We start from the raw sequence: 11,884 nt of genomic DNA on the forward strand, positions 1-11,884 counted from the left end.
ACGAGATACGAGATACGAGCAGATTATAGATGCGCCTACACGAGATAAGAGATGCGAAAAGCTCGCTTACTGTCACTTATGGCAGCATGTTTTCGATACTCGGTTACTCGCATCCCGCATCTGCTATTTCTCCAGACGTAAAAAAACCTGCTCAATGAGCAGGTTTTTTAGTATTCAGTGCTTTCAGCTAATGAAGCTTTACGCGTAAGAAATTACGTAATTACTGACGTGTTCTTGGCTTAGCTGGTTTAGCCGGACGACCGTTGTTCAGTTTAGGCTTACTTTTGTTAGCCTGAGGTTTGCCTTTGTTTGCAGCTGGAGCGCTACGACCTGAATCAGGTGTTGTAGTACCGCGAGTTGCAGGCTTCTTACGCTTAGTTTGGTTGCTACGGCCTTTTGGTGCGTTTGCACGCTCTTCGTGACGTTTAACAGCACGACGAATTTTTTGGCTACGAGAACGCTCACGCTTACGAGAAGTGTTTGAAGGATCAAGATCCAACAGTGTCTCTTTCTCAGGCTTAAGCTCAACAAGCTCACGCAGGTAGTTAACTTCTTGAAGATCTAGCTCTTTCCAACCGCCACGAGGCAGTTTCTTATCAAGGTAGATATCACCGTAACGTACACGTTTCAGGCGGCTTACTGTCGTTTCTTGAGATTCCCAAAGACGACGAACTTCACGGTTACGACCTTCGTTAATCGCTACGTAGAAAGTATGGTTCATACCTTCACCACCAGCGTAAACAACATCTTCAAAACGAGCCATGCCGTCTTCTAGTTGTACACCACGAGTAACGTTTTTAACTTTTTGCTCAGTCACTTCACCGAATACACGTACTAGGTACTCACGCTCAACCTGACGGCTTGGGTGCATTAGACGGTTTGCAAGCTCACCATCAGTAGTGAAAAGCAAAAGGCCTGATGTGTTTGCATCAAGACGACCAACTGAAATCCAACGAGAACCACGGATCTTAGGTAGACGATCGAAAACAGTACGGCGGCCTTCAGGGTCGTGACGAGTACAAAGCTCACCTTCAGGTTTGTAGTAAGCAAGTACACGACAAACCACTTCTTCAGAAGCCTTGCCTGAAACAGTATGGCCATCGATACGGATCACTGAGTTCTCGTCTTCAAGACGCTCGCCCAGTTTCGCAACTTGACCGTTAACACTTACACGACCAGATTTGATTAAACCTTCTAGTTCACGACGAGAACCGTGACCAGCTCGCGCTAAAACCTTCTGTAATTTTTCGCTCATTTACTCTTTTCTACCTAATTGTCGTCTTCACAGACGTCGAATGAATTTTTCGCGACCAAATCGCGGTCGCGTATTATCGCAAATAACCTGCCAAAAAGCACTTGTTATTTACTGTGGCAGGTTTGCTGTATCGTTACAGACTGTTAATCAGTAAAGCGATTATTCAAACGGCGCAGGATCGCCAGCACCACGACGTAGAACCACGGCATCATCGTCACTGAAGTCAATAACCGTCGTCGGTTGCTCACCTAAGTAACCGCCATTCAAAATGACATCAACCGCATGTTCTAGGCTGTCACGAATTTCTTCTGGATCCGACTCCGTAGTCTCGTTACCCGGCAGAATCAGAGACGTCGACATTAATGGTTCACCCATCGCTTCCAAAAGGTCGAGTGCAATCTTGTTGTCTGGGACACGAATACCAATCGTTTTACGCTTGGCGTTCATCAAACGCTTTGGCACTTCTTTGGTTGCTTTAAAGATAAACGTGTAAGCACCTGGTGTATGTGCTTTCAGTAGGCGGAAAGCCACGTTATCGACGCGTGCATACAGTGATAATTCAGAAAGATCACGACATAACAAGGTGAAATTGTGCTTGTCATCGATGCGACGAATTTTACAGATACGTTCAAGTGCTTGTTTGTTTTCAAGCTGACAGCCCAGCGCATAACCGGAATCTGTTGGATAAACCACAACGCCGCCATTGCGAATAATCGCAACCGCTTGAGTAATTAAGCGTGCTTGTGGGTTATCTGGGTGTACATAAAAAAACTGGCTCATTGTTGATCCTCGTTATCGAATCTCTCGACTCTATCATCAGAAGGAGCTGGCTCACCTAAAGACTATTCAGATGGTGAAACCGTTTGAAACTCCCAATCTTTCCATACTTCTTCGACCCCAGAAGGTAGCCAGAGATTGCGTCCAAGTTCCATCCACGGAGATGGGTAATGGAAATCACTGCCTTGGGAGGCTAATAGTTTGTATTGTATAGCATAATCCGCGAGTGTGCGTCTTTCTTGTTGCGCTTGCTGAGGTTGAGCTACTTCCATCGCATCCCCTTTCGCTTCAACAAATGCCGCTAGCAGGCGCTTAACCCACTTGGCTGTAAGTCCATATCGCCCAGGGTGAGCGAGTACGGCTTGTCCACCAGCAGCATGAATAGCCGTGACAGCATCACTCATTGAACACCAAGTTGGCGGCACATAACCTGGGTTATTACGAGTAAGAAACTTTTTAAACACCTGCTGCATAGTTTTCGCATAGCCATTGTCGACTAGCCACTTAGCAAAGTGAGCGCGAGTGATTGGTGCATCACCCGCAATCAATTTAACTTCTTCTAACACCCCTTCACGAGTCGCTTTCTCAAGACGGTGAGCGATCATCTCAGCACGCCCAATACGGTGTTGCTTCTGTTGTTCAATGAGCGCTTTGAGTTCTGGTGACTCAGGATCAACGTTTAACCCAACAATATGGATATCTTTGTTTTGCCAAACAGTCGAAATCTCAATGCCGTTTATCAACTGAATAGGAAGGTTGTTATCCGCAATGTAGCTGCGTGCTTCAGCAAGCCCATCAGTCGTGTCATGATCTGTAATCGCTAGCGCTTCGATGTTAAAGCCAAGCGCTCGGTCAATTAGCTCAGGTGGAGTAAGTCGGCCATCTGAGGCTGTTGTATGACTATGTAGATCAATTCTCATATATTCTTTTTCATTGTTTTCAATTTTTATCGTTATATTTGTGTCAACACACTTGACCCGCAAGCAGAAAACTAGTTAACTAGTACACAAATACGAAGTATCACATTTGATAGGTTCACCATGTTACAAGAATTTAACCAAAACCATAAAGATAAAGTTTTAGAACTTTCTTCAGTAGAAGCAAGTTCAGAGCTTAATTGGTGGCGCACTTGGACAAGTTCTTGGTGGGCTAACGTGTACTTCTAGTTAAACAGTTTGTTTATAAAAAAGTTATCACTAAGCCCGCTTTAATAGCGGGCTTTTTAATTTGTCGAACATCTCACATTCAACTGACTAACAAATCATCGAATTGACCATATTCTAGATTGGGTGAAAGGTATCTTTATGCGACTATGTACGGCAGGAAATTTAAAGAATCATAAAGGAGGTCTTGTGAACAAGGCCATTGAAATCAAAAAGCTGGGAACCATTGAGGTCATCAATTCCTCAGTTCCTTACTCGCAAGATCCAACCAGCGTTTTTCATACTTTGTGTGAAAACAAAACTGATAGTCTTTTGTTGGAATCTGCCGAGATTGAATCTAAACAGAACCTGACAAGCCTACTCCTTATCGACTCTGCTGTTCGCATCGTATGTCGCGGACATGAAGTAACCTTTCAAGCATTGACTGAAAACGGTCAAGCGCTTATCGAACATCTCACTCAAAACGTGAAAGCAGAAATTAAATCTGACCTTACTGATAACGTTTTGACGCTGACTTTTATCGAACCAAGCAACGAATTAGACGAAGACTCACGTTTAAGAGAAGCCTCTTCATTCGATGCACTGCGTTTGGTTCAGCACAGCTTTGAGCAAGACGCGGATAACAAACACGCATTATTCATGGCGGGCTTATTCGCTTACGACATCGTGGCAAACTTTGAGCCACTAGGTGATGCTGAAGCAACCAACAATTGTCCTGACTTTGTATTCTACGTAGCTGAAACACTATTGCGTTTCGATCACCAAGAGAACGAAGGCCTACTTCACGCGAGCTTATTTGCTCAAGATGACAACATCAAAGCGCAATTAACTGACCGTCTAGCCGACATTCAAACTCAGTGTCAGTCCCTGAAAGCCATCACTGAAGTAACGCCGTTAGACAACGTTGAAGCTGTACCTAGCGTTTCAGATGAAGACTTCTGCCAAACGGTTCGTGATTTAAAAGAGTACGTAGTTAAAGGCGATGTATTCCAAGTGGTACCTTCACGCCGCTTCACTCTACCTTGCCCTGCCCCACTGGCGGCTTATAAAGAACTCAAACAAAGCAACCCAAGCCCTTACATGTTCTACATGCAAGACGAGCTGTTTACTCTGTTCGGTGCATCTCCAGAAAGCGCGCTGAAATACGAGACAGAAACCAACCAAATCGAGATCTACCCGATTGCTGGTACTCGTCGTCGTGGTAAGCGCCCTGACGGTCAAATCGATTTCGACCTAGACAGCCGTATCGAGCTTGAACTGCGTACCGACAAGAAAGAAAACGCCGAGCACATGATGCTAGTTGACCTAGCGCGTAACGATGTGGCACGTATTGCCGAAGCTGGCACTCGCCACGTAGCAGACTTACTGAAAGTAGACCGCTACAGCCATGTAATGCACTTGGTTTCTCGTGTTGTTGGTCAGCTCCGTGAAGACTTAGATGCTCTGCACGCTTACCAAGCTTGTATGAACATGGGCACGCTAACGGGCGCACCAAAAATCCGCGCAATGCAGCTTATTCGTGACGTAGAAAAAACGCGTCGTGGTAGCTACGGTGGTGCAGTCGGTTATCTAACCGGTGAAGGGACTCTAGATACTTGTATCGTAATTCGCTCTGCTTACGTTGAAGATGGCGTAGCACAAGTACAAGCTGGCGCTGGTGTGGTATTCGATTCAGACCCACAAGCAGAAGCCGATGAAACTCGCGGCAAGGCACAAGCGGTTATCTCAGCGATTCAAGCAGCTCATACTAAGAACCTAACAAATAAGAAGGAGTCGTAATCATGGCTGATATTGTATTCATCGATAACTTCGACTCGTTCACTTACAACCTTGTAGACCAATTTCGTTCATTAGGTCACAGCGTAAAAATTTACCGTAACAACATTCCTGCAAAAGTAGTTGAAGCGGCGATCAACGAACTAGACAACCCTGTTGCACTGCTTTCACCAGGCCCTGGCGCTCCAGCAGATGCGGGCTGTATGCCAGAGCTGATTCAGCTTCTAAAAGGTAAAGTGCCAATGATTGGTATTTGCTTAGGCCACCAAGCGATTGTTGAAGCCTATGGCGGCACCGTTGCAGGCGCTGGCGAAATCATTCATGGTAAGGTGTCGATGATGGAACACCAAAACCATGCGACTTACCAAGGCTTACCTTCGCCATTGGCTATCGCTCGCTACCACTCTTTAGTGGCAACGCATGTATCTGATAGCCTAACGGTGACCGCTGAAGTAGATGATTTGGTGATGTCTGTGGTTCAAGAACAAGATAAGGTGTGTGGATTCCAATTCCACCCTGAATCAATTATGACGACCTACGGTGCAACGCTTCTAGCAAACGCTATCGAATGGGCTCTTGAGAAAAAGACGATATAGGAAACGATCATGGAACAGATTAATAAACTTTACGAACAGCAGTCTCTTACTCAAGAAGAAAGCCAACAGTTATTTGATGTGATCATCAAGGGTGAACTAGACCCAATCTTGATGGCTTCTGCGCTAACTGCACTGAAAATCAAAGGCGAAACGCCCGATGAAATTGCAGGCGCAGCAAAAGCACTACTTGCGAATGCAAACCCGTTCCCGCACCCTGATTACGATTTCGCAGACATCGTAGGTACAGGTGGCGACGGTCACAACACCATCAATATCTCGACGACTTCTGCATTTGTTGCCGCAGCGTGTGGCTTAAAAGTCGCGAAGCACGGTAACCGCAGCGTATCGAGCAAATCAGGCTCTTCTGACCTACTGGATTCGTTCGGTATTAACCTAGCGATGACAGCAGAAGACACTCGTACTGCAGTCGACGAGCTTGGCGTAGCATTCCTATTTGCTCCGCAATATCACGTCGGTGTACGTCACGCGATGCCTGTTCGTCAGACGATGAAAACGCGCACTATCTTCAACATCCTTGGTCCACTGATTAACCCTGCTCGCCCTAATATCGAGTTAATGGGTGTTTACAGCAAAGAGCTCGTCCGCCCTATCGCGGAAACCATGCTGCAAATGGGTATGAAGCGTGCTGCCGTTGTGCATGGTAGTGGCCTTGATGAAGTGGCTATTCATGGCGAGACAATCGTTGCTGAAATTAAAGATGGCAAAATTCACGAGTACACAGTGACACCGGCAGACTTTGGCCTGAACACTCACCCTCTTGAAGCAATCAAGGGCGGCGAGCCAGAAGAGAACAAAGCCATCACAACCGATATCCTGACGGGTAAAGGCACTGATGCTCAAGTTGGCGCAGTGGCAGTCAACGTTGCTCTACTGATGCGTCTGTTTGGTCACGAAGACCTAAAAGCCAACGCACAGCAAGCAATTGACGCGATGAACTCTGGCAAAGCATACGAGCTTGTACAAAAGCTTGCTGCACACGCCTAACGAACGACGAATCGAGACAAAGAACATGACACAGACTACCGATAAACTGTCGACCCACGTTTCAGTCAAAGAAGCTGAAATGGCGGAAGTATTAGCAAAAATCGTTCGTGATAAATACCAATGGGTTGAAGCACGTAAGCAGACTCAACCATTAGACGAGTTTAAAGCGTCACTAACTGCAACAGACCGCAGCTTTTATGACGCTCTGAGCGGAGAACAAACGGTTTTCATCACTGAATGTAAAAAGGCCTCTCCGTCAAAAGGTTTAATCCGTGACGAGTTTGACCTCGACTACATTGCTTCTGTTTACAACAACCACGCAAACGCGATTTCTGTGCTGACAGACGAGAAGTACTTCCAAGGTGACTTTGAGTTTTTACCTAAAGTTCGCAGCATTGCTAAGCAGCCTATCCTGTGTAAAGACTTCATGGTTGATACCTACCAAGTGTATCTAGCTCGTCATTACTCAGCTGATGCTATCTTGTTAATGCTATCGGTATTAGATGACGAAGAGTACAAAGCGCTGGCGGAAGTCGCTCACTCACTCAACATGGGTGTATTGACCGAAGTCAGCAACGAAGAAGAGCTTCACCGTGCAGTCGCTCTAAACGCTAAGGTGATCGGCATTAACAACCGTAATCTTCGTGACCTTTCGACTGATTTGAACCGTACTAAAGAGTTGGCGCCGCTGATTCGCGAACTGGCTCCAAACGCAGTTGTGATTTCAGAGTCTGGCATCTACACACATCAACAAGTTCGTGACCTTTCAACGTTTGCAGATGGCTTCCTAATCGGTAGCTCTCTAATGGCAGAGAAGAACCTCGAGCTTGCGGTACGCAAAGTAACACTGGGTGAAAACAAGGTGTGTGGTTTAACTCACTCTGACGATGCAGCAAAGGCTTATCAAGCTGGTGCGGTATTCGGTGGTCTGATATTCGTTGAAGCATCTAAGCGTCATGTGGATATCGAAGCGGCTCGTTTGACTATGAGCGGCGCACCTTTGAACTACGTGGGTGTGTTCCAAAACCACAGCGTTACTGACGTTGCGAAAACGGTTTCTGAGCTAGGCCTGTTCGCTGTGCAATTGCACGGTGATGAGTCTCAAGCGTTTGTCGATGAGCTAAAACAGTCACTACCTGAAAGCGTTGAGATTTGGAAAGCCTACGGTGTTGCTTCCGGTGCTAAAAGCTCGCTACCAGAATTACTGGAAAGCAACGTGACTCGTCACCTACTAGATACTAAAGTTGGTTCTCAAACAGGTGGTACTGGTCAAGCGTTCGATTGGAGCCTAATCAATAACCAAAGCGCAATCATGTTGGCGGGTGGTCTAAATCCAGAAAATGCTAACCAAGCGGCTAAGTTAGGCTGCTTAGGATTAGACCTAAACTCTGGCGTTGAATCAGCTCCAGGTAAAAAAGACGCAGACAAACTGCAACGCGCTTTTACAGCGATTCGTAATTACTAAGCTTTTCTAAATTACGAGCCTAATCACTAGAAACTTATTTGTGGGCTTTGCCTTTTGCGGAGCTCAAGCAAGATTAAATGACTTGGTGTGAATACACATCGATAGAATTGAAGGAATAACACAATGGCTAAACTCGATGCCTACTTTGGTGAATACGGTGGTCAATACGTACCGCAGATCCTAGTGCCAGCACTAGACCAACTTGAACAAGCATTTATCGATGCACAAGCCGATCCTGAGTTCCGCAGCGAATTCATGACGCTTCTTCAAGAGTACGCTGGTCGTCCAACGGCACTAACGTTGACTCGTAACCTAACTAAAGGCACAAAAACCAAACTGTACCTTAAGCGTGAAGATCTACTTCACGGTGGCGCCCACAAGACAAACCAAGTACTTGGTCAAGCATTGCTAGCAAAACGCATGGGTAAGCAGGAAATCATCGCTGAGACTGGCGCAGGCCAACACGGTGTGGCAACGGCTCTAGCGTGTGCTCTACTAGGTCTTAAGTGTCGTGTTTACATGGGTGCAAAAGACGTTGAACGTCAAAGCCCGAACGTGTTCCGTATGAAGCTAATGGGCGCAGAGGTTATCCCTGTTCATTCTGGCTCTTCAACGCTAAAAGATGCGTGTAACGAAGCACTACGTGACTGGTCTGCAACTTATGAAGACGCGCATTACCTATTGGGTACTGCAGCGGGTCCTCACCCATTCCCAACGATTGTTCGTGATTTCCAACGCATGATTGGTGAAGAAACGAAGAACCAAATTCTAGCTCGTGAAGGTCGCCTTCCTGATGCGGTTATCGCTTGTGTCGGCGGTGGTTCGAACGCTATCGGTATGTTTGCGGATTTCATTGAAGAAGAAACTGTTCGCCTAATCGGTGTAGAGCCGGCTGGTAAAGGTATTGATACCGACCAACACGGCGCGCCGCTTAAGCACGGTAAAACCGGTATCTTCTTCGGCATGAAAGCGCCACTGATGCAAGATGAGAACGGCCAAGTAGAAGAGTCTTACTCTGTATCTGCGGGTCTAGACTTCCCATCAGTTGGTCCTCAACACGCGCACCTAAATGCTATTGGCCGTGCTGAATACGACAACGTGACCGACGACGAAGCGCTAGAAGCGTTCCAATTGATTGCACGTAAAGAAGGTATTATCGCAGCGCTAGAGTCATCTCATGCTTTGGCTCATGCTGTTAAAATGGCTCACGATGACCCAGAGAAAGAACAGCTATTAGTGGTTAATCTATCTGGTCGTGGTGATAAAGACATCTTCTCTGTACACGACATTCTTAAAGAGAAAGGAGCATTATAATGGATCGCTATCAATCACTCTTCACTCGCTTAGCTGAAAAGAATCAGGGCGCATTTGTACCATTCGTAACGGTTGGCGATCCTAACCCTCAGCAGTCTCTTAAGATCATGGAAACACTCGTTGAAGCGGGTGCTGATGCACTTGAACTTGGTATTCCATTCTCAGATCCGCTTGCAGATGGCCCGACAATCCAAGGTGCAAACATTCGTGCGTTAGATTCAAAAGTAACGCCAGATGTGTGTTTTGATCTTATTGGTCAAATTCGTGCTAAATACCCAGATCTGCCAATCGGCCTACTGATGTACGCAAACTTGGTGTACGCACGTGGTATCGAGAACTTCTACGAGCGTTGTGCGAATGCAGGTATCGATTCAGTATTGATTGCTGATGTACCAACCAACGAGAGTGGCGAGTTTGTTGCTGCAGCTAAGAAGTTTGGTATTCACCCAATCTTTATTGCTCCACCAACAGCAAGTGATGAGACGCTTCAATCGGTTTCTGAGCTAGGTGGTGGTTACACTTACCTACTTTCTCGTGCTGGCGTAACGGGTGCAGAAACCAAAGCAAACATGCCTGTGACAGCCCTACTTGACCGTTTGAACAAGTTTGATGCGCCACCAGCACTGCTTGGTTTCGGTATCTCTGCTCCTGAGCAAGTAAAAGAAGCCATCGAAGCTGGCGCTGCTGGTGCTATCTCTGGCTCTGCGGTTGTGAAAATCATTGAAAACAACGTTGAACAACCAGAAGCAATGCTTAAAGCACTTGCTGAGTTTGTTACGCCAATGAAAGCGGCAACGCAAAAATAATAAATAGGCTCCCACTAGTGCGATAATTTGCGCTGTGGGAGTTTTTCTCCGAGAACACGTCCAAACCCTCTCAATTGTTAAATTTCTGATAAAAACAACACCTCATACAAACCTGTAGCACACCTATAATACCCCACCAAAACATCACCACCATTTATAAAAATAATGACAAACCAAAAAGCAAACGTTTGCTTTAGTGTGGAAAATCATCAAATGACATTTGATTACTGCTTTTTGGTGTTCTTTCATCTCTGCTCATATTGATAAATGTAAAAGATACGTGTAAAACTTCTCGCGAAATATTAATCCAATGGTACATCGTACATTGGTGAGTAGTTCTGGGATTTTTATATTTAGTAGCACAGAGGTTATGGAAGTGTTAAAAGAAAAGAGTTTACTAAGCAACATCGGCGTTCAAGTCGTTATTGCAATGATCATCGGTACCCTAGTCGGTGCGATGATGGGTGACAGCGCAACTATGTTCGCTCCACTGGGTGCTATCTTCATCAATTTGATCAAGATGCTGGTTATCCCTCTAGTCGCGGTTGCCCTAATTTCAGGTGCTGCTGGTCTAGGCAACAGCTCATCAGCAGGTAAAGTGGGCGTGACCACTCTAGGTTACTTTGCACTAACGTCTGCACTTGCTGTAGCACTAGCGCTAGTAATGGGTGAAATATTCGAACCAGGTCGTGGTATCGATGTTTCTGGCGTTGAAGGCATGTTCTCTTCTGAATACGCTGCGAAAGGTGAACTTCCAACGTTCTGGGCAACCATCACAGGCATGATCCCGACCAACGTTTTCCAATCACTGAATGAAGCAAACATTCTGCAAATTCTAGTTTTCTGCTTATTCTTCGGTATTGCGATTTCTAAACAAGCGAAAGAGAAACGTGACCCTATCATCAATGGCGTAAACGCGATTGTTGACGCTATGGTTTGGATGATCAACAAGGTTATGATCATTGCACCACTTGGCGTATTCGGCCTAATGGCAGAAGCTGTGGGTACATTCGGCTTTGGCGCACTTATGGTTGTGTTCAAACTGTTCGTTGTCTACATCGCTGCGATTCTGATCTTCGGCTTTGTTGCTTACCCGCTAATGATTCAAATCTTCACTAAGACTTCTGCTAAGAAGTTCCTAGTGGCAATGAAGAAGCCTCAAGCGGTTGCACTATCAACAGCCTCTTCAATGGCGACACTGCCAGTAACAATGGAAACGGTAGAGAAAGAACTTGGCGTTCGTAACTCTACGGCTTCATTCGTTCTGCCACTTGGTGCGACGATCAACATGTCTGGTAACGCAATTTACTACGGCCTAGTTGCTATCTTCTTCGCACAGCTGTTCAACATCGACCTGTCTATGGGCGCTTACATTGCTATCATCGTAACGTCGACTCTAGGCGCAGTTGGTCAAGCAGGTGTTCCAGGTCCTTCTTTCCTAGTGGTTGCGGTTCTTCTAGCAGCTGGTATCCCTATTGAAGGTCTACCTCTGTTGTTCGCTCTAGACCGTATCTTCGACATGATCCGTACTGCTCTAAACATCACTGGTGATGCAGCATGTGCAGTCATCGTTGATTCTCTAATCGAAGACGAAGCGAAAGAAGCTGAGCTACAAAAACAGCAAGCGTAATATTAAGCTTCAGTTTGATTGATAAATAAAACCGCCTTCATGAGGCGGTTTTTTTATTAGGTAATGATCGATATTGATTCGGTAAATCTTACCCTTG

At 45.9% G+C, this 11,884-nt stretch carries 11 protein-coding genes and 1 other annotated feature; of the genes, 8 read left to right on the forward strand and 3 right to left on the reverse strand.

The genetic code is table 11. From position 1 onward, the window contains the following. Positions 1-220: 220 nt before the first annotated feature. The 3 genes from rluB to rnm form a co-directional block, all read right to left on the reverse strand. A complete protein-coding gene (rluB, locus tag AB4512_RS00475) occupies positions 221-1,255 on the reverse strand; it encodes a 23S rRNA pseudouridine(2605) synthase RluB (protein ID WP_017055112.1) in 1,035 nt (344 codons plus the stop codon). Positions 1,256-1,414: 159 nt separating this feature from the next. Further along, positions 1,415-2,035, reverse strand: coding sequence for an L-threonylcarbamoyladenylate synthase (locus tag AB4512_RS00480; RefSeq protein WP_009848751.1), 621 nt, complete (start codon positions 2,033-2,035; stop codon positions 1,415-1,417). Positions 2,036-2,097: 62 nt separating this feature from the next. Further along, positions 2,098-2,952 carry an RNase RNM gene (gene rnm, locus AB4512_RS00485; RefSeq protein WP_017061496.1) on the reverse strand — a complete coding sequence of 285 codons (855 nt, stop codon included), beginning with the start codon at positions 2,950-2,952 and terminating at the stop codon, positions 2,098-2,100. A 120-nt stretch (positions 2,953-3,072) separates the two neighbouring features. On the opposite strand from rnm, the gene AB4512_RS00490 reads away from it, so the two are divergent. The 8 genes from AB4512_RS00490 to AB4512_RS00525 all read left to right on the forward strand — a co-directional run bounded on the left by AB4512_RS00490 (position 3,073) and on the right by AB4512_RS00525 (position 11,787). After that, positions 3,073-3,198, forward strand: coding sequence for a trp operon leader peptide (locus AB4512_RS00490; protein WP_009848753.1), 126 nt, complete (start codon positions 3,073-3,075; stop codon positions 3,196-3,198). Beyond that, positions 3,145-3,259, forward strand: a sequence feature (Trp leader region). It overlaps the preceding gene by 54 nt. A 125-nt stretch (positions 3,260-3,384) precedes the next feature. Continuing rightward, positions 3,385-4,974, forward strand: a complete 1,590-nt coding sequence (locus AB4512_RS00495; protein ID WP_017063545.1) for an anthranilate synthase component 1 — start codon at positions 3,385-3,387, stop codon at positions 4,972-4,974. Between the two features lie 2 nt (positions 4,975-4,976). Next, positions 4,977-5,567 carry an aminodeoxychorismate/anthranilate synthase component II gene (locus AB4512_RS00500; protein ID WP_010438041.1) on the forward strand — a complete coding sequence of 197 codons (591 nt, stop codon included), beginning with the start codon at positions 4,977-4,979 and terminating at the stop codon, positions 5,565-5,567. Positions 5,568-5,576: 9 nt separating this feature from the next. After that, entirely contained in the window at positions 5,577-6,572 is a 996-nt protein-coding gene (gene trpD, locus AB4512_RS00505) for an anthranilate phosphoribosyltransferase (protein WP_372174127.1), read from the forward strand. Between the two features lie 25 nt (positions 6,573-6,597). Continuing rightward, on the forward strand, positions 6,598-8,037 hold the full coding sequence (trpCF, locus tag AB4512_RS00510) for a bifunctional indole-3-glycerol-phosphate synthase TrpC/phosphoribosylanthranilate isomerase TrpF (RefSeq protein ID WP_372174129.1): 1,440 nt from the start codon (positions 6,598-6,600) through the stop codon (positions 8,035-8,037). Between the two features lie 123 nt (positions 8,038-8,160). Continuing rightward, entirely contained in the window at positions 8,161-9,351 is a 1,191-nt protein-coding gene (trpB, locus tag AB4512_RS00515; protein ID WP_017061500.1) for a tryptophan synthase subunit beta, read from the forward strand. Continuing rightward, a complete protein-coding gene (gene trpA / locus AB4512_RS00520; protein WP_017070760.1) occupies positions 9,351-10,157 on the forward strand; it encodes a tryptophan synthase subunit alpha in 807 nt (268 codons plus the stop codon). The genes trpB and trpA overlap by 1 nt, the downstream gene beginning before the upstream one ends. 310 nt (positions 10,158-10,467) lie before the next feature. Next, on the forward strand, positions 10,468-11,787 hold the full coding sequence (locus AB4512_RS00525) for a dicarboxylate/amino acid:cation symporter (protein WP_346393668.1): 1,320 nt from the start codon (positions 10,468-10,470) through the stop codon (positions 11,785-11,787). The last annotated feature ends 97 nt before the right edge of the window (positions 11,788-11,884 follow it).

It is taken from the genome of Vibrio sp. 10N.222.52.B7, assembly GCF_041474275.1.
Taxonomy (GTDB): Bacteria; Pseudomonadota; Gammaproteobacteria; order Enterobacterales; family Vibrionaceae; genus Vibrio; species Vibrio crassostreae_C.

Bases quoted from the DNA above. Each gene is read 5' to 3' on its own strand.
- rluB (WP_017055112.1), bottom strand. From the start codon at position 1,255: ATGAGCGAAAAATTACAGAAGGTTTTAGCGCGAGCTGGTCACGGTTCT.
- AB4512_RS00480 (WP_009848751.1), bottom strand. From the start codon at position 2,035: ATGAGCCAGTTTTTTTATGTACACCCAGATAACCCACAAGCACGCTTA.
- rnm (WP_017061496.1), bottom strand. From the start codon at position 2,952: ATGAGAATTGATCTACATAGTCATACAACAGCCTCAGATGGCCGACTT.
- AB4512_RS00490 (WP_009848753.1), top strand. From the start codon at position 3,073: ATGTTACAAGAATTTAACCAAAACCATAAAGATAAAGTTTTAGAACTT.
- AB4512_RS00500 (WP_010438041.1), top strand. From the start codon at position 4,977: ATGGCTGATATTGTATTCATCGATAACTTCGACTCGTTCACTTACAAC.
- trpD (WP_372174127.1), top strand. From the start codon at position 5,577: ATGGAACAGATTAATAAACTTTACGAACAGCAGTCTCTTACTCAAGAA.
- trpCF (WP_372174129.1), top strand. From the start codon at position 6,598: ATGACACAGACTACCGATAAACTGTCGACCCACGTTTCAGTCAAAGAA.
- trpB (WP_017061500.1), top strand. From the start codon at position 8,161: ATGGCTAAACTCGATGCCTACTTTGGTGAATACGGTGGTCAATACGTA.
- trpA (WP_017070760.1), top strand. From the start codon at position 9,351: ATGGATCGCTATCAATCACTCTTCACTCGCTTAGCTGAAAAGAATCAG.
- AB4512_RS00525 (WP_346393668.1), top strand. From the start codon at position 10,468: ATGGTACATCGTACATTGGTGAGTAGTTCTGGGATTTTTATATTTAGT.